The organism is Pseudaquabacterium terrae, from assembly GCF_013266755.1.
Lineage (GTDB): Bacteria > Pseudomonadota > Gammaproteobacteria > Burkholderiales > Burkholderiaceae_C > Pseudaquabacterium > Pseudaquabacterium terrae.
This window is the reverse complement of the sequence record NZ_JABRWJ010000002.1, coordinates 778061-800327: the sequence shown is the minus strand read 5'-3', so window position 1 is coordinate 800327 and position 22267 is coordinate 778061. Positions and strand designations below refer to the sequence as shown.

Sequence of the window (22267 nt, the reverse complement as noted above, 5' to 3'; positions counted from 1 at the left end):
CGATGCCGGTATTGCGCGTCGAAGGCCTGCTGTACCGCCGCGCAGGCGATGCGGGCGGGTTTGCGCTGGCCGTCGACACGCTGCAGCTCGATCGAAGCGAAGTGCTGGCGATCACCGGGCCGTCGGGCTGCGGCAAGAGCACGCTGCTGGATGTGCTGGCCTTGCTGCGGCCGCCGTCGGTGGCGCGGCACTTCGAGTTGATGGGCGAGGACGTGCTGGCGCTGTGGCGCGAGCGGGATGTCGACCGCTGCACGGCCTTGCGCGCCCAGCACGTCGGCGTCGTGCTGCAGACCGGCGGGCTGCTGCCCAGCCTGCCGCTGCTCGAGAACGTGCGGCTGGGGCAGGACCTGCTCGGCTGGCGCGACGATGAACTGATCGACCGGCTGCTGCAGCGGCTGGAGCTGCAGGGGCTGGAGCGGCGCCTGCCGGCGCAGCTGTCGATCGGGCAGCGCCAGCGGGTGGCCATCGCGCGGGCCCTGGCGCACAAGCCGGCGCTGGTGCTGGCCGACGAGCCGACCGCGTCGCTCGGCGCCGACCATGCCGGGCCGGCGCTCGATCTGCTGCTGGCGCTGGCGCGCGAGGACGGCGCGGCAGTCGTCATCGTCACCCACGATGTCGCGCTGCTGGCCAGCCGTCGGGTGCCGATGCGGCGGCTCGCGGCCGGGGCGCAGGGCGTGATGGTGTTGGAGCCGGCATGAGCGAAGCCGCGGTTGCCCTGCCCGCGCTGCGTTTCGCGCCCCTGCTGCGCCTGGCATGGCGCGAGCTGTGGCACGAGCGCGGGCTCGCCCTGTGCGCTGCCTGCGTGCTCGCCGCGACGCTGGCGCCGCTGTGGACGCTGTGGGGCCTGGAGCGCGGCGTCATCGGCGCCTTGATCGCCCGCCAGGACGGCGACCCGCTGATGCGCCTGATCGAACCCGAGAGCACCGGCCAGGCGCGTTTCGACGATGCCTGGTTCACCCGCGTGCGGGCCTGGCCCGAGGTCGCCTTCGTGATGCCCTCGGTGCGCTCGGCCGCCGCGCTGGTCGAGCTGATCAACGACGGCGCACCGGCGCCGATCACGCCCGAGCTGCGCGCCACCGCGGCGGGTGATCCGCTGCTCGCCGGCCTGCCCGCGCCGAGCGGCCGATCGCTGGTGCTGAGCGCCGAAGCCGCGCGCAAGCTGGCGGCCGCGCCCGGCCGCACGCTGACGATCCCGATGGAGCGCCAGCGTGACGGGCAGAAGGAGACCGCTGCGCTCGAGGTCACGCTCGCCGCGGTGCTGCCGCTGGCGGCCTCCGACGGCATCGCCGCACTGGCGCCGCCGCCGCTGCTGGAAGCGATCGAGGCCTGGCGCGACGGTTACCTCGTGCCCGCGCTCGGGCCCACCGGCAACGGCGCGCCGCCGCAACGCACGGCGCATGCGCGCTTCCGGCTCTACGCGACGTCGATCCGCGAGGTCGCGGCGATCTCGGCGCGCCTGGAAAATGAAGGCGTGTCGACGCGCACCCGCGCCCGCGAGATCGAAGCCACGCTCGGCCTGCAGCGCAACCTGCGCGGCGTGCTGTCGCTGATCGGCAGCGCGGCGCTGGCTGGCGCGGCGATTGCGCTGGTCGCCCTGCAGGTGGCCACGCTCAAGCGCAAGCGGCGCGACCATGCGCTGCTCAAGCTCACCGGCCATGGCCGCGGCTGGTTGATCGCGCTGCCGGGGCTGCAGGCCGTCGTCGTCGCGCTGGTCGGCGCGATCCTTGCGCTGGTGTTGTACGGCGCCGCGGCGTTGGCCGTGAACCGGTATTTCGCGACCCAGCTGGCAACCGGCGAGAGCGCGGTGCGTTTGAATGCAGTGGACATGCTCGCCGGCGCGGCGGCTGCGATCATCGTGTCGCTGCTGCCGGCGCTGTGGGGCGGCTGGCGGGCATCGACAGTGGAGGCGGCGGATGAGCTTCGGGAACAGTAGGTCGTGGGTGGGGTCGTGGGCGCAGGCGGCCGTGATGCTGGCCGGCGGGCTCAGCAGCGCGTGGGCGCAGGCGCCGTGGCCGGCAACGCAGTTCAACCCCGTGGCGGCCGCCGACGACGTCGTGCTGCCGATGCCCTGCGGCGGCTCGATGGCCTTTCGCCGCGTCAACGTGCCGAGCGCCGATCCGCTCGACGATCGCCGCGTGCAGCTGGGCAACGCCGAGGCGCGCTTCGGCTATGCCGAGGCCACGCGCACCGATTACGTCGCCGGCGGCTTCGCCGATCCGAAGGCCAAGAACCAGCGCTACTACCTGATCGGCAAATACGAGGTGACGCAGGCCCAGTACGACGCGCTGTCGGGCACCTGCAAGGCGCCGACCGAGGACCACCGGCTGCCGAAGACCTCGCTGACCTGGACCGAGGCGGTCTTCTTCAGCGGCCGTTACGCCGACTGGCTGGCGAAGAACGCGGCCGCGAAGATGCCCAGTGACGAAGGCACGCCCGGCTTCGTGCGGCTGCCGACCGAAGGAGAGTGGGAGTTCGCTGCGCGCGGCGGCATCGCGGTGCAGGAAACGGTGTTCGAGCAGACCGCGTTTCCGATGGCCGAAGGCATGCAGCGCTACGTCTGGTACGCCGGCACCGAGTCGTCGAACAACGAGCTCAACGTGATCGGGCTGCTCAAGCCCAATCCGCTCGGGCTGCACGACATGCTGGGCAACGCCGGCGAATTCGTGCTCGATCCGTTCCGCCTCAACAAGCATTCGCGGCTGCACGGCCAGGCCGGCGGCTACACCGTCAAGGGCGGCGACTACCGCACGCCGGCCGCGGACATCCGCGCCGCGGCGCGCATCGAATCGCCGCCGGTCGACAAGAACGGCGAGCGGCGCGAGAAGACCACCGGCTTTCGGCTGGTGGTCGTGCCGGCTTCGTTGCCGACGCCGGCGCGGCTGAACGCGGTGCGCACGCTGTGGGGCAACCTGGCGCAGTCACCGCCCGGCGGCGGCACGGGCGCGGCGGCGCAGGCGCTGGCCGATCCGGTCAAGGAAGTCGAGGCACTCGCCAAGGCCGTCAACGATCCGGCGCTGAAGTCGCGCATCGAAGGCGTCGGCGGCGTCATCAAGGCCAACATCCAGGCCCGCAACGAGCAGCGCGACCGCTCGGCCAAGAGCGAGGTGCGCGTCGGTGCCTACCTCGCGCGCAAGGTCATCGAGGACCGCGGCAAGATCAAGAGTCTGGAGAGCACGATCGCCGGGCCGATGCCCGAAGACATGAAGGCACCCTTCCGCAGCAACCTCGCGGCCAGCAAGGATGCGCTGGATGCGAACCTGAACTACCTGATTGACACCCTCAAACAGGTCGGCTTAGATTTCCCGACGGCCAGCATCAGCGCGCAGGGGGAGATCCTGAAGCGCGAGTTCGAGGCACGCAAAGTGCCCGGCTATGGACCTCTCGTGGACCTGGTGGTGCGCTACAGCCTCGGCGTGCGCACCGGCAAGCCGATCGACAAGACGGCGCTCGCAAACGATCTGGGCAAACTATGAACACGACGAACGGCCGCCCGGAGGCGGGTGCTCCCCCGCGGGGGGACGGCGCGCAGCGCCAAGGGGGTCCCATGACCAATCAATGGCCGCAACGCGCGTCCTGCATCGCGCTGGCGGTGGTGATGGCGTTGGGTGGCGCGGGCTGCAAGACCAGCCCGCGGCAGGCGGAGCAGACCGGCGGGCCACCGCTGACCGCCAACGAGCAGCGCATGCGCGAAGACGAGGAGCGCGCGCGCAAGTCGGTCATCGAGGCGGTGATCGTCAGCGCGGCGCTCGGCGCCGCGGCCTGCGGCCTGATCGCCAAGGCCACCGGCGGCTCCCGCACCAACGTGCGCAACAGCGCAATCGCCTGTGCCGCCGGCGCCGGCGCGCTGGTGGGGGCCGATGCCTACCGTGAAGAGAAGCTGCGCAAGCACAACCGCAACGAGATCGCGGCGATCCAGTCCACCGCCGACGACGTGAAGGCCGACAACCGCGACATGCAGGCCTACCTCGATTCGTCGGGCCGGGTGCTGGCCGACGGGCAGCAACGGCTGGCGTCGATGAAGGCCGACCTGGCCGCCAAGCGCATCACCGTGGCCGATGCCGACGCGGCGCGCCGGCGCGAGGAGAACAACATCGCGTCGATGAACGAGACGCTGAAGCAGGCCAAGACCACGCGCGACGACTACAAGCAGGCCGCCGCCAAGTTCCAGGGCACCGGCCCGGCGCGAAAGAACCTCGACGACGAGATCGCCGCGATGGACCGCCAGGTGGCGCAGCTCGAACGCAACATCCGCGAATACAACCGGGCGCTGGCCGTCTCGCGCGCATGAACGCCCACCTCTTCCGCCCGATGCCGCTGCTGCTGGCCTTGGTGGCCGGCTGCACCTACATGGAAACCAAGCGCGACAACGCCCCCGGCGGCCGCATGGACCAGGAGAAGGCCGCCGCGCGCCAGGATCTGGAAAGCGCTCAGGCCAGGAACACCGAGCTGAGCAGCGCCTCGCAGAAGCGCCGCGCCGATATCGCCGCGATGAACGACCGCATCGCGCGTGTCGAGGCCGACCTGAAGCGCCAGGACCAGTCGCTGACCGAGGCCTTGAAGGCAAAGCGCATCAGCCAGGAGCGCTACAACCAGCTCAAGCGGCAGCTCGACGGCATCCGCAGCGAGACGCAGGAGATCGACCTGCAGAACAAGGGCTCGGCAGTGGCCGCGCCCGATGCCAAGGCCGACGCCGCGAAACAGGCGCGCATGGCCGAGCTGGAGAAGCGCAAGCGGGATCTCGAAGCCGCGTTGGCGCAGATGAGCGGGAAGTGATGGCCGATAAAACGAGCGGCCAGCCGACTTGCCGTGGTCTCCGAGCTTGGCACCCGACGCTACTCGCGTACCAGGTTTTCTACAGGAGCCGGCCACCCCACTCGAGAAGGACTGAACCATTGCAACCTTGGATCTCCGAAATTGATCATTTTGGGATCCGATATCGCGGTCGGGGCGAGTAACAGTTCGGGGTCATAGCCGATGCCTTTCGGCTTCTTCGTAACGAACGACAGGTAGTGCGGGGGCAACCAAACAATCTTCTCATCGCCACACGCAATGTAGACGTTGTTGGCATCGGAGCCCGAGCCATGCCACCCAAATCCACGGCTCGGCACTTGCGAGACCCTTCCGCTCAATGCCGTGACATTGCTACGCTTGAAGTCGGCACTCCCATCCGCTTGATGATAGATGACGTACCCCTGCGAAACGGACTCCAACCCATTCGTGAACGCAGACGGACTCCTCTGATCTCCGCCGCGACACCAATCAGTGAATCGGACTGCGCAGCTGGAAGTGCCCTTCTTGACGTAGATGAAGCTTCCGAAGGGGCTGGCGATGGACCCTCCAGTAGACAGTCCGATCAGATTCGCGACCGGGACGTCTTCATTCGGACGCAGGCAATTGCCACCTTCGGGGAGGCTTGCGCAGGCGCCGCCCAATGCGAGGAGCGAAACCAAGGCGATCGATTCATGGCAGTTCACTCCGACTCCTCTCTGGTTGCGCGCCCCGGGGCAGAACGCAGGCCTCTACCGCTGCTTTGGGCAGCCCTTGGCGTCGCCGCAGCTCCCATTTTCGGAATCACTTGATCTCGACGCGCAGCAGGCTCGCCTTCAGCTCGACGATGTTGCGCCGCGCCTCGCCCAGCACCGAGCGCGTGCGCGGCGACGCCTGCCAGTGCATGCGGTCGAGCACGGTGCGGTTCAGCACGTGCCCGGGCTCGGTCATCGGCGGGTCGGTCAGGTAGTTGTCGAGCAGGTGCGAATTCATCGCCGGGCCGTACAGCGCACCGTTCGAGCCCGGGCAGTTGCACTCCGGCGGCGGGCCGAGCGAGACCACATCGGCCAGCATGAAGATCGGGTTGTCGACCGGCCAGCCCCACAGCGTCTCGGCATTCGCCGGCAGCGGCACCTTCTGCCCCGGCAGCGCGATCTTGCCGAGCGCGACGATCGCGTCGTCCTCGCGCGTGAGGTATCGGAAGCGCTTGACCTTCCACGCCGGGTCGTCGATCGCGTCGTAGCTGGTCGGTGACGCGAAGGCGTGGATGGCAATGCGCTCGTTGAACAGCGCGCGGCTGTGTCTCATCAGGTACCAGCCGGTGGCCTCGGCGAAGAAGTTGCCCTGCGAGTGCCCGATGATGATGAAGTGGTGCTTGCGCTTCGGTTTCGCAGTGCTCTGCTTCTCGCGGTTCAGCGTGTCGTAGATGGTCTTCACCACCCGCTGCACCTCGTCGAGCTTGGCGGTCCATTCGATGTTGCCGCCAGGCTTGAAGCGGCCGTCGACCGGCACGCCGTGGGCCTGCATCACACATTCGAAGATGTCGCCGGCGGCCATGCCGAAGAAGCCGCTGGCGCGTTTCGAGTCGACGAAGTCCGCCAGCTTCTGGCCGACGCCGCTGCAGAAGAAGCTGCGCATCTCCTCCATGCCGGGGCCGTGCGCCTTCGGCCCGCTGCAGAAGGACTTGACCATGTCGACCGCGCGCACATCGGTGCCCGAGTAGTTGTGGCCGATGTCGACCAGCTGGTCGAGCTCGTCGGCCACGCGCACCGGCTGCCGGTAGGCGTTGCCGTCCTGCGGCGTCTTCGGGTGGCCCGAGCGCTTGCCCGGGTGCAGGTCGAGCAGGTTGTTGCCGATCATGTGGTAGTCCCACAGGTAGGTGCCGCGCCCGCTCGAGGCGCTGTGGCCCATCGGCGTGTTGATGCCGTTGAAGTAGATGTAGTTGAAGACCGCGACGGTGTCGGCGGCGGTGCCATGGTCGCGGCACGGGCGGTTGCGGCCGGTGCCGGCGCGGCGCGGGCCGCAGTGGCACTTGCCGTCGTGCTCGATCTGGCAGTGCACCGATCGGGCGTTCGGGTCGCCGCGGTCTGTCGGTGGCGAGGTGGGCGGTGAGCCAGTGCTGTTGAAGACATCACCGCCGCGGCCCTTCTGCCCGCCGGGATGGTTCGTCGGCGGCTCGCCGGGCTGCTGCGTCTGCGTGCGCGTCGGGCACGAGTAACGGGCGCCGGGTGGCACGTTGGGCGGGCGCGGGCAGTTCGGGTCGCCGGGCGCGGCTTCGGCCAGCGGCAGCAGCATCAGCGCTGCCAGCAGCCAGGCCAGCCGTGCGAGCTTCATGGCTTGCGGCAGTTCTCCGGCCCCATCGCTTCCTGTGCCGCGCGGCTGGTCATCGCCGCCACCTCGTCGGCATTGCGCGCGGTGAAGACCTTGCCGCCGGTGGCCTGCGCGACGCAGTTGCCGGCGCCGGTGCCGGTGATGTCGACGACGTTGACCTTGACGCGCGGCTTGCTCGCCCGCAGCTGCGCGGCGACGGCGCAGGGGTCGTTGCCGCAGCTCTCGGTGCCGTCGGAGACGACGACGATCAGCGCCTCGCGCTTGCTGCCGTCGACCATCTGCGCCGCCTTGGCAATGCCGTCGGCGAGCGGCGTGCCCTTGCGCGGCTCGATGCCCTGGATGCGCGACAGCAATTCACCGCGCCGCGGCGGCGGAAAGAAGCCCTGCGGCCGCGCGGCCGGGCATTCGTCGACCATCACCAGGCCGATGCTCATGTCGGACGGTACGCGCTGCACCAGTGCATGCGTCGCGCGGCGCGCCACCGTCATGCGCGTCGGCTCGCGCATCAGGTGGTCGGCGCTCGACTGGCCGGGCGGCATCTTCATGCCGAACTGCCGGAACAGCCCCTCGACCGCGGCGGCCCCTTCGTTGCGCTTGATGTCCTCTTCGCTGACGTTGAGCGAATAGCGCATCGAGCCCGAGGCATCGAAGACGATCACCAACTCCGGCGCCAGCTCCGCCGGGCGCTGGCCCGGGCACAGGTTCTTCGCTTCGCGGATCGCCTTCTCGCGGCAGGCCGGCGATTGCAGCGTGCGCTGGATCTCCTGCTTCATCGCGCCGGCCTCGCCGCCCGAGCCCTGCAGCAGCGGCTCCTTCTTCAGCATCTCGGTCAGGCGCTCGCAGTTCTGGCCGGCATCGGCGACGCGGCGCTTCAGGTTGTCGAGCGGGCTCGGCGGCGTCGGCGCCGAGGGCGGTGGCTCGGGCGGAGGCGTCGGTGTCGCATCGGACACCGACGCGGCCGGCTGCGGCGGCGGGGGGTCTTCACGCACGCAGGCGTAGCGCGGGTCGCGCCGGGCCATGCGGCCAACCTCTTCCTCGAGCGCGCGGTTGCGCGCCTCGGTGCGCGCGATCTCGTCGTCGAGCGAGGGGCTGCCTGCCGCGTCGCAGCGTTTCAGGCCGAACAGCAAGGCCGCGGCGAGCAGCAGGCCGAGCAGGCCCCACATCAGCCAGACCAGCCAGGCGCGGCGATCGGGCGCGGCGGCCGCGGCAGCAGCGACCGGGGCCGCCGCCACGACGGGCGGTGCGGCGGCAAGATTCGGTTCTGCTGCTGCGGCGGCAGCGGAGACCGGCGCGGCCGCGGGCACCACCGGCGGCACGACCGGCGCCACCACCGTGCCCGGCGCCGCATGCCCCCACATCGTGAGCACCGGCTTGCCGCCGACGCCATACAGCCACGGCAGCAGCGTTTCGGCGCCGCTGCCGGGCGTCTTCACCGCCTGCTCGAGCAGCTCGGCGCTGGCAGCCGATGCGCCGCCTTCGGTGCGCAGCTTGCGCGCGAGGCCGAGGATGTCCTCGATCAGCCGCTCGGCGCGCTGCAGCAGGCGATCACGTTCGGCGGCGGGCAGCTCGGCGGCCGGCGTCACCGTGCCGACCAGGCCGGTGACCCAGCTGATCGAGCCGTCGCGCGCGACCCGCGGCGCGGCCAGGAACTCTGCGTGGTTGAAGCCGAGCTGGCTGCGCAGCGTGCCGGCAATCGCCTCGTGGGCGGCGCTCAGCGGGCGCCCTTGCGACTGCAGCGCGGCGCCGGCCTCCGGGTTGGTCTTCAGCAGAACTTGCGGCACGCGTGCGTCCCCCGCTTCGCGGCCACTATAAGGCCGCGGGCGCGGAGGGATCGATGGCGCGCGCGGCTACATCGGCGCCGGCGTGATCATCGCGATCGGCGCGCCCAGCGGATCGATCAGCGCGGCGATGCGGCCGACGTCCGGAATGTCGTGCGGCGGGATCAGCACCTTCTGCGCGCCCAGGCCCTGCGCCTTCGCAAGGGTCGCGTCGCAATCGGCGACGCGCACGTAGGGCAGCCACATCGGCGGCGTGCCGGCGGGCATCTTCGCGAGGCCCGCGCGGGCCGTGCCGTCCACGCTCTTCAGGATGTAGTAGGTGCCGTCCGGGCCCATCTCCATCGCGTCGTGCGTGTAGCCGAAGCAGGTTTCGTAGAACGACAAGGCCTTCTGGTCGTCGGGCGTCCAGAGCTCGTTCCATACGAAGTTGCCGGCGGGCGTTTCCTTGTGGTCGGGCATGTCGCCGCCGTTGCTGCGCCACAGGCAGAACGCCGCGCCGGTCGGGTCGGTCAGGCCGGCACCGCGGCCGACCGGCGGAAAGTCGGTCGGCGGCTGCAGCGCTTTCGCGCCGGCGGCGGTGGCCGCCTTGAAGCGCGCATCGACATCCTCGACCGACAGGTAGCTGATCCAGTGGTTCGGTACGCCGGCATCGGCCTCGCGCAGGCCGCCGATGCCGCCGTTGCCGTTCATCAGCATCTGGTAGCTGCGGCCCTCCATCGGCATGGCCTCGGTGTGCCAGCCGAACAGCGGCTCGTAGAAGGCGCGCGCTTTCGCAAGATCGTTCGACACGTGCTCGAACCAGACGAACTTGCCGGGCAGATAAGGCGTGGTATCCATCGTGCAGCCTTTCGGTCGGGGAGGTCGGATGCGGCAATCAACGCGCCTGCGGATCGGTGGCAATGAAGCTCGGCCGCTGGCGCATCACGGCTTGCGCGCGGCGGATGTTGGGCATGTCGCCGAGCAGCTGCTTGCCTTCCGGGAACCGCTCGACATAGGCGAGGATCGGCGCGACGAACAGGTCGGCGAAGGACACACTCTGCCCGGCGAGCGTGTCGCTGCGCTCGTAGGCGCGCTCCAGCGCGGCGAGCTGCGCCGGCATCTCGGCGACCGCGCGCTCGATCACCGCCCGGTCGCCCTCGCCCTTCGGGAAGATGTACGGCAGCACGTAGCGCCTGACCATCGTGTCGTAGAGGTAGCAGTTGACCGCGCTGACCCATTGTTCGCAGGCCACGCGGTCGCTGATGCGGCCGGGGGTCAGCGTGAGGCTGTCGCCGAAGGACTCGTCGGCGAACTGCAGGATCGCGCGCGTTTCCCACATCGCCGTCGGGCCGTCGAGCAGCACCGGGATGCGCGCGAACGGGTGCACCGCCACCACTTCCGGCGCATTCGGCGCCAGCGGCTTCAGCGTGATTGCGACGCCCTTCTCGGCGAAAGCCATCCGTGCGGTGCGCACGTAGCTGCTGCGCGGATCGCCCAGCAGCGTCAGCGTGCCGGCGGTGCCCTCGGGGTCGAGCAGGTCGTTGAGCTTGTTGAGGCAGCCGGTCCAGCCGTGGGTGTGCGAATCGCGCAGCGCGGCGGTCGGGAAGCCGCTGTGGCGCATGGTCAGTGCGGTGCCGCCGTCGCGGGCGATCAGCTCGACCTCGATCAGCGTCTGCAGCCCCTCGGGCATGGGGCCGCCGCCTGCCCAGGTCCAGGTGTAGCTCAGGCGTTCCGGGCGCTTGAGCTCGACGTAGTGGCCGTTGACCTCGAAGCGCGTACCGTCGCGGGCACGCATCTGCAGCCGGTAGGCGCCGCCGACGTGGGCCTCGGCGCTGGCCTCGACCACCATGCCGCGCGGGCAGTTCCAGGCCGCCATCAGCGAGGGCGTGACGAAGGCGTCGTACACCTTCTCGCGCGGCGCGCGGATGAAGCGGGTCAGCGTCAGCTCGAAGGTTTCGTTCGGTGCGTTCATCGCGGTTTCCTCGTCTTGGTGGTGGTCGTGCGCGGCGTGCACGGATTGCGGCGCCCCGCCTGGGCAGGCGGCGGCGAGGCGTTGGGGCGCGCGCCGGGTTCTTCCAGCAGCTCGGCCAGCCGGTCGAGGCTTTGTTCCCAGTAAGCGCGGTACTGCGACAGCCAGTCGTGCGCGGCGCGCAGCGCGCCGGGGCGCAGCCGGCAGATGCGCCAGCGCGCATCGATCTCGCGCTCGATCAGCCCGGCGTCCTCGAGGACGCGTAAATGGCGTGATATCGCCGGCGCCGAGATCGGGAACGGCTGCGCCAGGTCGCCGACGTGGGTCTCGCCCAGCGCCAGCCGCGCGAGGATCGCGCGCCGCGTCGGGTCGGCGAGTGCGGCGAAGGTGGTGTCGAGGTCGGTGGCCGCTGGCATGCCTTCATTTAACAACTTAGTTAAACGAAGGTCAAGCGCTGTGTGCGGGGATGGCCGAAAGCGCTGGCTAGTGCCGCCCGCCCGGCGCGCGCGGCTGCTCCGGCTCGTCGCGCGCCGCCGGGTGGCTGCGCGTGACCATCAGCCCGCCGGTCAGGTACAGCGCGTTGAGCAGCCGGCTGGCGCGCTCCAGGCTCATGCCGGGCCAGCTGGCGATGTCGCGCAGCGACGCGGCGTCCTGGCGCAGCCGCTGCATCGCCGAGGCCAGCGCGCCGCCGGTCGACGGGCGTTCGCCGACCCCGCCGCTGGTCAGCCGATAGGCGGCGCGCCCGCCGATCTCGCCGAGCAAGGTCCGGCGCGGCCCCTGCAGCGCCAGCGTCCACAGCAGCGGGCGCAGCGGACGGTAGTTCTCGACCGCTGCGACGCGCTCGAACATCCAGTGTCCCGGCGGCCGCACGCCGGGGCGCTCGGCGACGATCAGCTTCAGGTGCGCCAGCTCGCCGGCATCGCCGAGCGTCGTCGCCTCGTGCGGCGAGTGGTAGAGCCACTGCTGCGGGAACAGCGTCACCGGCCAGACGAAGGGCGCGTGCGCCAGGTACAGCAGCGCCGGCTCGCGGTGGCGCAGGCAGGCAGCGACGACCTCGAGCACGTCGTCGTTGGCCGGGTCGCGCTGCAGCTGGTCGAGATCGGCCAGCAGGGTCGTCGGCAGCAGCGTCGGCGAGCCGTCCGGCTCGCTGGCGCGCAGGCGATCGAACGCGCTGATCCGCCACAGGGTCGAGTGCTCGAAGTCGCGCATCGGGGGATGCTGAGCGCTCCGCGCGCGGCAATGTTTGCGCAACGTAAGGCGGCGCGACCGATCAGGCGGAGGCGGACACACGCCGCAGTGCCTGGTTGCATTTGTCACTGCTAGGGGGAACGGCTTGCGGCCGCGCGCCGCTGGCCTAAGCTCTTTTCCATCAATCACCAAGGAGCCTCTCATGTCCCTGCGCATCAACGACATCGCCCCCGACTTCTCCGCGCAGACCACCCAGGGTCCGATCAGCTTCCACCAGTGGATCGGCGACAGCTGGGCGATCCTGTTCTCGCACCCGAAGGACTTCACGCCGGTGTGCACCACCGAACTGGGCTACATGGCGCGCATCGAGCCCGAGTTCACCCGGCGCAACACCAAGCTGATCGGGCTGAGCGTCGACCCGGTCGACGACCACCAGCGCTGGGCGCAGGACATCGAGGAGACTCAAGGGCACCTGCCGAAGTACCCGATGATCGGCGACCCGACCCTCGAAGTGGCCAAGCTCTACAACATGCTGCCGGCCGACGAGCCCGGCAGCTCGCAGGGCCGCACCGCCGCCAACAACGCCACCGTGCGCTCGGTGTTCGTGATCGGGCCCGACAAGCGTATCAAGCTGATGCTGACCTACCCGATGACGACCGGCCGCAATTTCGACGAGATCCTGCGCGTCGTCGACTCGATGCAGCTGACCGCCGCGCACAAGGTGGCGACGCCGGTGAACTGGAAGCCGGGCGAGGACGTGATCATCGCCGGCTCGGTCTCCGACGAGGACGCGAAGAAGCTGTTCCCGGGCGGCTGGAAGGCGCCGAAGCCCTACCTGCGCATCGTCAAGGACCCGAAGCGCTGAGCCGGGCTCAACGGCGCGTCGAGAGCCAGATCCCCGGCAGGATCAGCAGCGCACCGAGCCCGTGGAAGGGCTCGATGCGCTCATCGAGCACGCTCCAGCCGATCAGCGCGCTGTACAGGGGCCCCAGGTACAGCACGACGCCGACGCGCGCCGCACCGAGCACGCGCTGCATGTGGGCATAGGCGCCGTAGGCCGCCGCACCGGGCAGCAGCGCGGCCGCCAGCACCAGGCCGGCGGCCTGCCATGAGGGCCGCGTCGGCAGCCAGGCCAGCGCTTCCCAGAGCGTGAACGGCAGCAGCACGACGAGGCCGCCGGCGGCGATCAGCGCCAGCCGCGCGGTGGCGCCGAAGGCCGATGGCCAGGCACGCAGCAGCAGCGAATAGGCGGCCCAGCAGACCACGGCGATCGCCACCCATGCATCGCCCGGATTGATCTGCAGCCGCGCCAGCGCCGCCCAGTCGCCACGGCAGAGGATGTGCAGCACGCCGCCCAGCGACAGCGCGACGCCGAGCGCCTGCAAAGGCCCAAGCCGTTCGCGCAGCCACAGCGCCGAAGCCAGCGCGATCAGCACCGGCGCCGCGGAATACAGCAGGCCGATATTGATCGCCGAGGTGCTGCGCCCGCCGATGTAGACGAAGGCGCCGCAGACCCACATGCCCAGCGCTCCGAGCACGATGAAGCGGCCGGCCTCGGCGCGGATCAGCTGCCGTTTGTCGCGCAACTCGCGCCAGCTGAGCGCGGCCAGCAGCAGCGCGGCAATGCTCCAGCGGCCGAAGGCCAGGGCATGCGGCGCGATGACGCCGGGCGCCCAGCGCGCAACCAGGTAGTTGACGCTCCACAGCGCCGGCGTGATGAAGACCAGCGCGTAGGCCAGCTGCAGCTCGGCCGGCCGCAGGGCGGCGGGGGAAGGACTCATGGCCGCATTGTCTGCGGCGGTGGGGCAGGCTTTCAGCCGGCGCGCTTGCGCTGATGCAGTTGGCGCACGGCCGCATCACGGCGCTGCTGCGCCGGTGTCAGCCCCGGCTGCAGGCGCAGCGCCGCGTCGTAGCTGGCGAGCGCCGGCGCCCAGTCGCCGCGCGCTTCGAACGCGACGCCGCGGTTGAAGTGCAGCACCGCGTTGTCCGGCTGCAGCTGCAGTGCGGCATCGAAATCGGCGATCGCGCGGGTGAACTCGGCCTGGCGGGTGAAGGCGATGCCGCGGTTGCCGTGCGCGGTGGCATCCTGCGGGTTGAGGCGGATCGCGGCGTCGAGGTCGGCGACGGCGCGCGCGAAGTCGCGCTTGTGCAGCCAGGCGCTGCCGCGGTTGCGCAGCGCATCGCCGTCGTGCGGGTCGAGCTTCAGCGCAGTGTCGAGGCTCTCGATCGCGGCGTCGAAGGCCCGGGCCTGCAGCTGCAGCACGCCCAGCTGGCCCCACGCGGCGGCATGTGCGGGCGCGCGCTGCAGCGCGGCTTCGAGCGCCTCGATCGCCGCGGCGCGCTGGCCGAGCTCGTAGCGGGCGAGGCTCAGCTGGTACCAGGCCTCGGCGTCGGACGCATCGAGCGCCAGCGCGCGCTCGAAGTCGGCGGCGGCCGACGCGTGCTCGCCCTGGCGCGCGAAGAGGCGCGCGCGGGCGAGCCAGGCCGCGCTGTCCTGCGGCGCGCGCTGCAGCAGCGCCGTGTAGCTGGCCAGCGCACGCTCGGGCCGGTCGAGCTCGGTCCACAGGCGGGCCTGGTGGCCGAGGGCGGCGAGCTCGGCGTCACGCGGGTTGTCGGCGGCGGCGTCGTACGGCAGCGCGGCCATGATGGCGGCGAAGACGAGGGCTCGCAACAGCAGGCGGTGGTACGGCGTCATGGGCCGCGATGTTCCCTCGGCGCGAGCGCGTCTCCAGGCACGACCCCCTGCCTGGGTGGGCCCGCGATCACGGGGTTGTGAGCTTCTCAGACGCGGATGTAGATGCGGCGCCGGTCGAGCCACCAGGCCAGCGCCCAGTAGGCCGCGACGTTCGCCAGCGCGAACAGCAGCGAGCCGAAGCGCGGGTCGGGCGCGATCGGCTCGAAGAGCTCGCGCGCCGCCCAGCCCATCGGCGTCAGCCAGCGCGGCTGCTCGGTGCTGCCGGCGTTCCAGCGCAGCAAGCCGTCGACCCTGGGGATCAGCCCGCTCATCACGTAGACGAAGAGCGCGTTCTTGCCGTAGACCTCGCAGAACGACACCCACGCACCCGCGCGCCGGTGCAGGTCGAGCCGCTGCACCAGCAGCGCCAGCAGCGCGACCGCGAGCCCGGTCGTCAGCAGCACGTAGGAGCTGGTCCAGATCTTCTTGTTGAACGGCATCACCAGCTGCCACAGGTAGGCCAGCACCAGCAGCCCGGCGGCGAGCGTGAAGAGCCGCGCGACGCCGGCCGCGGACGGTGCTTCGCCCTTCAGCCGCTCGCCGATCCAGTAGCCGAGCAGTACCTGCGCAATTGCCGGCACGGTGCTGACCAGCCCCTCGGGGTCGAAGGGCACACCTTCGCCGCGGTACAGGTGCGACTCACCGAGCAGCGCACGATCGACCGCGGTGCCGAACCAGCCGTGCAGGCTGTACGGATCGCCCGGAGCGCCGAAGGCGACGCACAGCGCCCAGTAGCCGAGCAGCAGCGCCGCGGCGGCCGGGATCACTGCCCGCCGGCCGCCGCAGCGCACGATCAGCGCCGCTGCGCACCAGGCCAGCGCAATGCGCTGCAGCACGCCCATCACGCGCAGCGTTTCCCAGTCGCGCCAGCCGAGCGTCCCGTCCGGCTGCCAACGCGCGAAAGGCGCGGCATTGAGCAACAAGCCGAGCGCGAAGATCAGCAGCGTGCGGCGCAGCACCTTGGCCCAGAAGACCGCCGGCGGTGCCGCCAGCAGCCCCGGCATCGTGAACGCCAGCGCATTGCCGACCGCGAACAGGAAGAACGGAAACACCAGGTCGGTCGGCGTGCAGCCGTGCCACGGGGCGTGAGCGAGCGGCGGGTACAGCGCGCTCCAGCTGCCGGGGTTGTTGACGCCGATCATCAGCGCGACCGTCGCGCCGCGCAGCACGTCGAGCGCGCGCGAACGTCCGCCGCTCGGCGCAGCGCCGGGTGCCGCCGTCATGCCGCCGGCGCGCACAGCCCGCTGGCGACGAAATGCGGATTGCGCAGGTCCGGCTTGCCGTAGCGCAGCGGCTCGCCCTGCAGGTCGACGATGGTCCCGCCGGCGGCCGCCAGCACCGCATGCCCGGCGGCGATGTCCCACTCCATCGTCGGACCCAGCCGCGGGTAGAGATCGGCCTGGCCGGCGGCCAGCAGGCACAGCTTCAGCGACGAGCCGGCGAAGCGCGTGTCGGCGACCGGCTTGCCGGCGAGAAAGGCTTCGAGCGCCGCGGCGTCGCCATGCGAGCGGCTGGAGACGACGGTCAGCCCGGTCTCGGGCGCCGCGCGGCAGCCGATCGGCTGGCGCATGCCGCCGGCCTCCTCGACCCAGGCGCCGACGCCGCGCGCGCCGCCGTACAAGCGCCCCTGGGCCGGTGCACCGACGACGCCGAGCACCGGCTCGCCCTGCTCGATCAATGCGACGTTGACGGTGAACTCGCCATTGCGGCTGATGAATTCCTTGGTGCCGTCGAGCGGGTCGACGAGCCAGAAACGCTCGCCGATCTGTGGCGCGACGCCCGCGGCGACGGCCTCTTCGCCGATCACCGGGATCTCCGGCGTCAAGGCGCGCAGCGCCTCGGTGATCAGCTGCTCGGCGCGCTCGTCGGCTTCAGTCACCGGCGACTTGTCGTCCTTGCCGCGCACCACGAACTCGCTGCCGTAGACCACCATCACGATGCTCTCGGCCTGGCGCACGATGATCGCGACGGCGTCGAGCAGCGCCGACAGCGGCATCGGGATCGGACTCATCGGCTTCGCTCCTGCAGCGCACGGGATCATTGGGCGGCGCGGATTGTGCGCCAGAATCGGCGCGCCCCCTCCGTGACGAACGCCATGACTGAATCGCAGCGCCTCACGCACTTGCAGCGGCTCGAGGCCGAGAGCATCCACATCCTGCGTGAGGTCGTCGCCGAGTGCGAGAAGCCGGTGATGCTTTACTCGATCGGCAAGGACTCGGCGACGATGCTGCACCTGGCGAAGAAGGCGTTCTTCCCGGCGCCGCCGCCCTTCCCGCTGCTGCATGTCGACACGACCTGGAAGTTCCGCGACATGTACGCGCTGCGCGACCGCATGGCGACCGAAGCCGGCATGGAGCTGCTGGTCTGGCGCAACCCCGAGGCGCAGCGCTTGAGCATCAACCCCTTCGAGCACGGCTCGCAGATCCACACCGACCTGTGGAAGACGCAGGGGCTGAAGCAGGCGCTGGATCACTACGGCTTTGACGCGGCCTTCGGCGGCGCGCGGCGGGACGAGGAGAAGTCGCGCGCGAAGGAACGCATCTTCTCGTTCCGCTCGGCACAGCACCGCTGGGACCCGAAGCACCAGCGCCCCGAGCTCTGGCATCTGTACAACGCGCGCAAGCGCCCCGGCGAATCGTTCCGCGTCTTTCCGCTGTCGAACTGGACCGAGCTCGACATCTGGCAGTACATCTACCTGCAGGACATCCCGATCGTGCCGCTGTACTTCGCCGCCGAGCGGCCGGTGGTCGAGCGTGACGGCATGCTGATCATGGTCGACGACGAGCGGCTGCCGCTGAAGGCGGGAGAAACGCCGATGATGAAGAAGGTACGTTTCCGCACGCTGGGTTGTTATCCGCTGACCGGCGCGATCGAGTCCGAAGCCGACACGCTGCCGGCGATCATCCAGGAGATGCTGCTGACGCGCACCAGCGAACGCCAGGGCCGGCTGATCGACCACGACACCTCGGCGTCGATGGAGAAGAAGAAGCAGGAAGGCTACTTCTGATGGCCCACACCTCCGACCTGATCGCCACCGACATCGAGCGTTACCTGAAGCAGCACGAGCACAAGAGCCTGCTGCGCTTCATCACCTGCGGCTCGGTCGACGACGGCAAGAGCACGCTGATCGGGCGGCTGCTGTACGACTCGAAGATGCTGTTCGAGGACCAGCTGGCCGCGGTCGAGGCCGATTCGAAGAAGTGGGGCACGCAGGGCGGCGAGATCGACTTCGCGCTGCTGGTCGACGGCCTGGCCGCCGAGCGCGAACAGGGCATCACGATCGACGTGGCCTACCGCTTCTTCTCGACCGAGCGGCGCAAGTTCATCGTCGCCGACACGCCGGGCCACGAGCAGTACACGCGCAACATGGTCACCGGCGCGTCGACCGCCGATGTCGCGGTGATCCTGGTCGATGCGCGCAAGGGCGTGCTGACGCAGACGCGCCGCCACAGCTTCCTGGTCTCGCTGATCGGCATCCGCAAGGTGCTGCTGGCGATCAACAAGATGGACCTGGTTGGGTATGCCGAGAGCACGTTCCGCCGCATCGAAGAGGACTACCGCGGCTTCGCGGGTCAGATCGGGCTGGCCGACATCGTCGCGATGCCGCTGTCGGCGCTGGCCGGCGACAACATGCTCAGCGCCAGCACGCACATGCCGTGGTACCACGGGCCGACCTTGATGGGCTACCTCGAGACGGTCGAGCAGGACGAGACGCGGCAGCGCGCCGCCGCCTTCCGCCTGCCGGTGCAATGGGTCAACCGGCCGAACCTCGACTTTCGGGGCTTCGCCGGCACGATTGCCGGCGGCGCGGTGCAGCCCGGTGACCGCATCCGCGCGCTGCCCTCGGGCCGGGAGAGCACGGTGACGCGCATCGTCAGCGCCGATGGTGATCTGCAGCAGGCGGTCGCCGGCCAGTCGGTGACGCTCACTTTGGCCGACGAGATCGACATCTCGCGCGGCGACCTGATCGCCGCCGCGTCGGCGCCGGCGGAAGTGGCCGACCAGTTCGAGGCGACGCTGGTCTGGATGGCCGACGAGCCGATGCTGCCGGGCCGGCCGTACCTGCTGAAGATCGGCCCGCGCACCGTCAACGCGACGATCACCGAGCCGAAGTACAAGCTCAACGTCAATACGCTGGAGCACCTGGCGGCGAAGAAGCTGGATTTGAACGAGATCGGCGTCTGCAATGTCTCGCTCGACCGGCCGGTGGCCTTCGATCCGTACAACGTCAACCGCGAGACCGGCGGCTTCATCCTGATCGACCGCATCCACAACCACACGGTGGGTGCCGGCATGCTGCACTTCGCGCTGCGCCGCGCGCACAACATCCAGGTACAGCATGTCGACGTCGACAAGACCGCGCGCTCGGCGCACAAGCATCAGAAGCCGGCGGTGCTGTGGCTGACCGGCCTGTCCGGCGCCGGCAAGTCGACGATCGCCAACCTGGTGGAGAAGCGGCTGCATGCGATGGGCAAGCACACCTACCTGCTCGACGGCGACAACGTGCGCCACGGCCTGTCACGCGACTTGGGCTTCACCGAGGCCGATCGCGTCGAGAACGTGCGCCGCATCGCCGAGGTCGCCAAGCTGATGGTCGACGCGGGCCTGATCGTCATCACCGCGTTCATCTCGCCGTTCCGCGCCGAGCGCCGCATGGCGCGCGGCCTGGTCGAGCCCGGCGAGTTCGTCGAGATCCACATCGACACGCCGCTCGAAGTGGCCGAGGCGCGCGACGTCAAGGGCCTGTACCGCAAGGCGCGCCGCGGCGAGCTGGCCAACTTCACCGGCATCGACTCGCCGTACGAGGCGCCGGAGCATCCCGAGCTGCGGCTGCAGACCGTGGGGGCGACACCGGAGCAGTGTGCCGACCGGGTGATCGAGCGGATGCGTGAGCTGGGGCTGCTGGACTCGCATTGAAGCCACTGCTGCGTGCTACCGCACCCATGACCGACCGCCCCGCCTCGCTGACGCCGCCGCCTGCCGGCTATGCCGACTGGCTGGCCGAGCTGAAGGCCCGCATCCACAGCGCGCAGCAGCGGGCGGTGTTGGCGGTCAATCGCGAGTTGGTGCTGCTGTACTGGCAGATCGGCCGCGACATTCTCGAGCGGCAAGACCGCGAGGGCTGGGGCGCGAAAGTCATCGACCGGCTGGCGCACGATCTGCGCACGGCCTTTCCGAACATGAAGGGCTTCTCGCCGCGCAACCTGAAGTACATGCGCGCGTTCGCCCAGGCATGGCCGAACGCCGAGTTCGTGCAAGCGGTGCTTGCACAATTGCCCTGGTATCACCAGCTCGCCCTGCTCGACAAGCTGGCCGACCCCGAGCAACGGCGCTGGTACGCCGCCCAGGCCATCGCACACAACTGGTCGCGCAACGTGCTGGTGATGCAGATCGAGACCCAGGCGCACGCCCGTGCGGGGCAGGCCATCACCAATTTCGATGCGCGCCTGCCCGCGCCGCTGTCCGACCTGGCGCGCGAGTCGCTGAAGGACCCCTACCGCTTCGACTTCCTGGGCCTGACCGACGCCGCCCAGGAGCGCGAGGTGGAACAGGCGCTGGTCCGGCACGTGACCCGCTTTCTGCTGGAGCTCGGCGCGGGCTTCGCCTTCGTTGGCCGCCAGGTGCTGCTGGACGTGGGCGGCGACGAGTTCTTCATCGACCTGCTCTTCTATCACCTCAAGCTGCGCTGCTACGTGGTCATCGAGCTGAAGGCCGGCAAGTTCAAGCCCGAGCACCTGGGGCAGCTCGGCTTCTACTCACCGCCGTGGACCGGCAGGTCAAGAACGAGCACGACCACCCCACCATCGGCCTGCTGCTGAGCGGGAGCTGGGTGCGCTGGCCGACGATGCGCCCGGGGCAGACAACTGATGGAACGCAAGCCGGGGTCGTCAGGCCGCTTGGTGTCGCGGCTGCGTGTGCAGCCGGAAATGCCGCTGCAGCCGCAGCCTGCGCTGCACGCCGGGCGGATCGCCGAGCAGTGGCAGTTGCAGCACCGGTTGCTCGAGCAGCTCGACCGTCCAGGCGGTGTCGCCGATGAAGCGGAAGACCACCCGATTCGGCTCGTCCAGGCGCAGCAGCGAGAACGATCCGGTCGAGAACATCGTGCCGATGCTGGCGCTGTCGAGCGGCGAGAGACGATCGTCGAACAGGTGGATGGTCAGGAAGTCCTCATAGGGAATTCCGTCGGTCATGAACAGCAGCGTGCGGTCGTTCCACAGGATCGCCGCCTCGAGCACCGCGCCGAACACCTGGCATCCGGTGGGCGCGCCTGCGCGCAACAGCTCGCACTTCGGTTCGTCATCCGGTCCTGCGGATGCGAGCGGCCGGACTGCCAGCTCGCTGCCGAGCAGTTGTCTCATGATTTTCTTGCACGCAAAAGGTGCGGCAGTATCGGCATGAGCGGCGGGGTTCACTACCCCTAGTCTGATGGGATTCAGTCGGCGCCGGGCCGCTCCCTCAGCTGGCCGACACGCGATCGAACAAGGTGTCGAGCTGCGAGATCCAGGCTTGCTTGCGCTCGGCCGGCACGAAGCTCGCCTCGAAGCTGTTGCGCAGCACCTGGTAGGCCTGGCGCGCACCGAGCTGCGGCAGCGCCTCGAAGGTCTGCACGAGATTGTCGTTCAGGTAACCGCCGAAGTACGCGGGGTCGTCGCTGTTGAGCATCGCGCACAGCCCGGCGTCGAGCAGCTTCGGCAGATTGTGGTGCGACAGGTCCGGGAACACGCAGAGCTTGATGTTCGACAGCGGGCACACCGTCAGCGGAATGCGCTCGCGCGCCAGGCGTGCGACCAGCGCCGGGTCTTCGAGGCTGCGCACGCCGTGGTCGATGCGCTCGACCTTCAACACGTCGAGCGCGCTGCGCACGTAGTCCGGCGGCCCTTCCTCGCCGGCGTGGGCGACAAGGTGCAGACCGAGCTCTGCGCACTTCGCGAACACGCGCTCGAACTTCTCCGGCGGGTGGCCCTGCTCGCTGCTGTCGAGGCCGACGCCGATGAAAAGCTCGCGGTACGGCAGCGCGGCTTCGAGCGTCGCGAACGCCTCTTCCTCGCTCAGGTGGCGCAGGAAGCACAGGATCAGGTCGGCGCTGATGCGCAGCTCCGACTGCGCGCGCTGGCAGGCGCGGTGCAGCCCGCGGATCACGATGCCGGTGTCGACACCGCGCGCGGTGTGCGTCTGCGGGTCGAAGAAGAGCTCGGCGCGCACGATGTTGTCGGCGGCCGCGCGCTCGAAGTAGGCCCAGGCCATGTCGAAGAAGTCTTCCTCCTTCAACAGCACGCTGGCGCCGGCGTAATAGATGTCGAGAAAGCTCTGCAGGTCGGTGAAGGCGTAGGCGGCGCGCAGCGCCTCGACGTTCGGGTAGGCCAGCGCGACGCCGTTGCGCTGCGCCAGCTTGAAGATCAGCTCGGGCTCGAGCGAGCCTTCGATGTGGATGTGCAGCTCGGCTTTCGGGGCCTTGCGCAGCAGGTCCGGAAGCTTGGAGCGGGGGATGTTGTCGAACTGGATCATGATCGGCTCGTGTCG

Annotated in this window: 20 protein-coding genes and 1 pseudogene; 9 read left to right on the top strand and 12 right to left on the bottom strand. The window is 69.9% G+C overall.

All coding sequences use genetic code 11. From position 1 onward, the window contains the following. Positions 1–2 precede the first annotated feature (2 nt). The 5 genes from HLB44_RS08780 to HLB44_RS08760 all read left to right on the top strand — a co-directional run bounded on the left by HLB44_RS08780 (position 3) and on the right by HLB44_RS08760 (position 4773). Positions 3–698 (top strand): ABC transporter ATP-binding protein, encoded by a 696-nt coding sequence (locus HLB44_RS08780; protein WP_173122158.1) that lies wholly within the window; start codon positions 3–5, stop codon positions 696–698. Further along, the gene (locus HLB44_RS08775; protein ID WP_173122157.1) at positions 695–1933 is read left to right on the top strand and encodes a lipoprotein ABC transporter permease; all 1239 of its coding nucleotides are present in this window, start codon (positions 695–697) and stop codon (positions 1931–1933) included. The genes HLB44_RS08780 and HLB44_RS08775 overlap by 4 nt, the downstream gene beginning before the upstream one ends. Continuing rightward, positions 1914–3473: a formylglycine-generating enzyme family protein gene (locus HLB44_RS08770; protein WP_173122156.1), complete on the top strand. Its 1560-nt coding sequence runs from the start codon at positions 1914–1916 to the stop codon at positions 3471–3473. Before HLB44_RS08775 ends, HLB44_RS08770 begins: the two co-directional genes overlap by 20 nt. Before the next feature lie 71 nt (positions 3474–3544). After that, positions 3545–4288, top strand: coding sequence for a hypothetical protein (locus tag HLB44_RS08765; RefSeq protein WP_173122155.1), 744 nt, complete (start codon positions 3545–3547; stop codon positions 4286–4288). Beyond that, positions 4285–4773: a hypothetical protein gene (locus HLB44_RS08760; RefSeq protein WP_173122154.1), complete on the top strand. Its 489-nt coding sequence runs from the start codon at positions 4285–4287 to the stop codon at positions 4771–4773. Before HLB44_RS08765 ends, HLB44_RS08760 begins: the two co-directional genes overlap by 4 nt. Positions 4774–5571: 798 nt before the next feature. Here the strand turns inward: HLB44_RS08760 and HLB44_RS08755 are convergent. The 6 genes from HLB44_RS08755 to HLB44_RS08730 all read right to left on the bottom strand — a co-directional run bounded on the left by HLB44_RS08755 (position 5572) and on the right by HLB44_RS08730 (position 12033). Beyond that, positions 5572–7101, bottom strand: a complete 1530-nt coding sequence (locus HLB44_RS08755) for a hypothetical protein (RefSeq protein WP_173122153.1) — start codon at positions 7099–7101, stop codon at positions 5572–5574. Continuing rightward, entirely contained in the window at positions 7098–8879 is a 1782-nt protein-coding gene (locus tag HLB44_RS38135) for a VWA domain-containing protein (protein WP_173122152.1), read from the bottom strand. Before HLB44_RS38135 ends, HLB44_RS08755 begins: the two co-directional genes overlap by 4 nt. A gap of 66 nt (positions 8880–8945) precedes the next feature. After that, positions 8946–9713 (bottom strand): VOC family protein, encoded by a 768-nt coding sequence (locus HLB44_RS08745; RefSeq protein WP_173122151.1) that lies wholly within the window; start codon positions 9711–9713, stop codon positions 8946–8948. Positions 9714–9750: 37 nt separating this feature from the next. After that, positions 9751–10827, bottom strand: coding sequence for an SRPBCC domain-containing protein (locus HLB44_RS08740; protein WP_173122150.1), 1077 nt, complete (start codon positions 10825–10827; stop codon positions 9751–9753). After that, positions 10824–11240: an ArsR/SmtB family transcription factor gene (locus tag HLB44_RS08735; protein WP_173122149.1), complete on the bottom strand. Its 417-nt coding sequence runs from the start codon at positions 11238–11240 to the stop codon at positions 10824–10826. The genes HLB44_RS08740 and HLB44_RS08735 overlap by 4 nt, the downstream gene beginning before the upstream one ends. Positions 11241–11307: 67 nt before the next feature. After that, a complete protein-coding gene (locus tag HLB44_RS08730) occupies positions 11308–12033 on the bottom strand; it encodes a hypothetical protein (RefSeq protein WP_173122148.1) in 726 nt (241 codons plus the stop codon). Between the two features lie 181 nt (positions 12034–12214). Between HLB44_RS08730 and HLB44_RS08725 the strand changes: the two genes are divergently transcribed. Beyond that, the gene (locus tag HLB44_RS08725; RefSeq protein WP_173122147.1) at positions 12215–12877 is read left to right on the top strand and encodes a peroxiredoxin; all 663 of its coding nucleotides are present in this window, start codon (positions 12215–12217) and stop codon (positions 12875–12877) included. A gap of 7 nt (positions 12878–12884) precedes the next feature. Here the strand turns inward: HLB44_RS08725 and HLB44_RS08720 are convergent, their stop codons facing one another. The 4 genes from HLB44_RS08720 to cysQ all read right to left on the bottom strand — a co-directional run bounded on the left by HLB44_RS08720 (position 12885) and on the right by cysQ (position 16757). Beyond that, a complete protein-coding gene (locus HLB44_RS08720; RefSeq protein ID WP_173122146.1) occupies positions 12885–13793 on the bottom strand; it encodes a DMT family transporter in 909 nt (302 codons plus the stop codon). Positions 13794–13825: 32 nt separating this feature from the next. Continuing rightward, on the bottom strand, positions 13826–14707 hold the full coding sequence (locus tag HLB44_RS08715; protein ID WP_173122145.1) for a tetratricopeptide repeat protein: 882 nt from the start codon (positions 14705–14707) through the stop codon (positions 13826–13828). An 86-nt stretch (positions 14708–14793) separates the two neighbouring features. After that, positions 14794–15969, bottom strand: a complete 1176-nt coding sequence (locus HLB44_RS08710; RefSeq protein ID WP_173122144.1) for an acyltransferase family protein — start codon at positions 15967–15969, stop codon at positions 14794–14796. Continuing rightward, positions 15966–16757, bottom strand: a complete 792-nt coding sequence (gene cysQ / locus HLB44_RS08705) for a 3'(2'),5'-bisphosphate nucleotidase CysQ (protein ID WP_246312124.1) — start codon at positions 16755–16757, stop codon at positions 15966–15968. The genes HLB44_RS08710 and cysQ overlap by 4 nt, the downstream gene beginning before the upstream one ends. 84 nt (positions 16758–16841) lie before the next feature. On the opposite strand from cysQ, the gene cysD reads away from it, so the two are divergent. The 3 genes and pseudogenes from cysD to HLB44_RS08690 form a co-directional block, all read left to right on the top strand. Continuing rightward, a complete protein-coding gene (gene cysD / locus HLB44_RS08700; RefSeq protein ID WP_173122143.1) occupies positions 16842–17753 on the top strand; it encodes a sulfate adenylyltransferase subunit CysD in 912 nt (303 codons plus the stop codon). After that, on the top strand, positions 17753–19663 hold the full coding sequence (cysN, locus tag HLB44_RS08695; protein WP_173122142.1) for a sulfate adenylyltransferase subunit CysN: 1911 nt from the start codon (positions 17753–17755) through the stop codon (positions 19661–19663). The genes cysD and cysN overlap by 1 nt, the downstream gene beginning before the upstream one ends. Before the next feature lie 26 nt (positions 19664–19689). Next, positions 19690–20573, top strand: a pseudogene (locus HLB44_RS08690) (PDDEXK nuclease domain-containing protein); the annotation flags it as partial. A 61-nt stretch (positions 20574–20634) separates the two neighbouring features. Here the strand turns inward: HLB44_RS08690 and HLB44_RS08685 are convergent. Beyond that, positions 20635–21105 (bottom strand): hypothetical protein, encoded by a 471-nt coding sequence (locus HLB44_RS08685; protein ID WP_173122141.1) that lies wholly within the window; start codon positions 21103–21105, stop codon positions 20635–20637. 97 nt (positions 21106–21202) lie between these two features. Continuing rightward, entirely contained in the window at positions 21203–22252 is a 1050-nt protein-coding gene (locus HLB44_RS08680) for an adenosine deaminase (RefSeq protein ID WP_173122140.1), read from the bottom strand. Positions 22253–22267: the final 15 nt, after the last annotated feature.

What these genes read in the sequence shown, in the direction of transcription:
- HLB44_RS08715 (WP_173122145.1), bottom strand. Translation starts at nt 14,707, where the DNA reads ATGACGCCGTACCACCGCCTGCTGTTGCGAGCCCTCGTCTTCGCCGCC.
- cysD (WP_173122143.1), top strand. Translation starts at nt 16,842, where the DNA reads ATGACTGAATCGCAGCGCCTCACGCACTTGCAGCGGCTCGAGGCCGAG.
- HLB44_RS08680 (WP_173122140.1), bottom strand. Translation starts at nt 22,252, where the DNA reads ATGATCCAGTTCGACAACATCCCCCGCTCCAAGCTTCCGGACCTGCTG.
- HLB44_RS08730 (WP_173122148.1), bottom strand. Translation starts at nt 12,033, where the DNA reads ATGCGCGACTTCGAGCACTCGACCCTGTGGCGGATCAGCGCGTTCGAT.
- HLB44_RS08780 (WP_173122158.1), top strand. Translation starts at nt 3, where the DNA reads ATGCCGGTATTGCGCGTCGAAGGCCTGCTGTACCGCCGCGCAGGCGAT.
- HLB44_RS08740 (WP_173122150.1), bottom strand. Translation starts at nt 10,827, where the DNA reads ATGAACGCACCGAACGAAACCTTCGAGCTGACGCTGACCCGCTTCATC.
- HLB44_RS08745 (WP_173122151.1), bottom strand. Translation starts at nt 9,713, where the DNA reads ATGGATACCACGCCTTATCTGCCCGGCAAGTTCGTCTGGTTCGAGCAC.
- HLB44_RS08725 (WP_173122147.1), top strand. Translation starts at nt 12,215, where the DNA reads ATGTCCCTGCGCATCAACGACATCGCCCCCGACTTCTCCGCGCAGACC.
- cysN (WP_173122142.1), top strand. Translation starts at nt 17,753, where the DNA reads ATGGCCCACACCTCCGACCTGATCGCCACCGACATCGAGCGTTACCTG.
- cysQ (WP_246312124.1), bottom strand. Translation starts at nt 16,757, where the DNA reads ATGAGTCCGATCCCGATGCCGCTGTCGGCGCTGCTCGACGCCGTCGCG.
- HLB44_RS08735 (WP_173122149.1), bottom strand. Translation starts at nt 11,240, where the DNA reads ATGCCAGCGGCCACCGACCTCGACACCACCTTCGCCGCACTCGCCGAC.
- HLB44_RS08755 (WP_173122153.1), bottom strand. Translation starts at nt 7,101, where the DNA reads ATGAAGCTCGCACGGCTGGCCTGGCTGCTGGCAGCGCTGATGCTGCTG.
- HLB44_RS08760 (WP_173122154.1), top strand. Translation starts at nt 4,285, where the DNA reads ATGAACGCCCACCTCTTCCGCCCGATGCCGCTGCTGCTGGCCTTGGTG.
- HLB44_RS08765 (WP_173122155.1), top strand. Translation starts at nt 3,545, where the DNA reads ATGACCAATCAATGGCCGCAACGCGCGTCCTGCATCGCGCTGGCGGTG.
- HLB44_RS08710 (WP_173122144.1), bottom strand. Translation starts at nt 15,969, where the DNA reads ATGACGGCGGCACCCGGCGCTGCGCCGAGCGGCGGACGTTCGCGCGCG.
- HLB44_RS08775 (WP_173122157.1), top strand. Translation starts at nt 695, where the DNA reads ATGAGCGAAGCCGCGGTTGCCCTGCCCGCGCTGCGTTTCGCGCCCCTG.
- HLB44_RS08770 (WP_173122156.1), top strand. Translation starts at nt 1,914, where the DNA reads ATGAGCTTCGGGAACAGTAGGTCGTGGGTGGGGTCGTGGGCGCAGGCG.
- HLB44_RS08720 (WP_173122146.1), bottom strand. Translation starts at nt 13,793, where the DNA reads ATGAGTCCTTCCCCCGCCGCCCTGCGGCCGGCCGAGCTGCAGCTGGCC.
- HLB44_RS08685 (WP_173122141.1), bottom strand. Translation starts at nt 21,105, where the DNA reads ATGAGACAACTGCTCGGCAGCGAGCTGGCAGTCCGGCCGCTCGCATCC.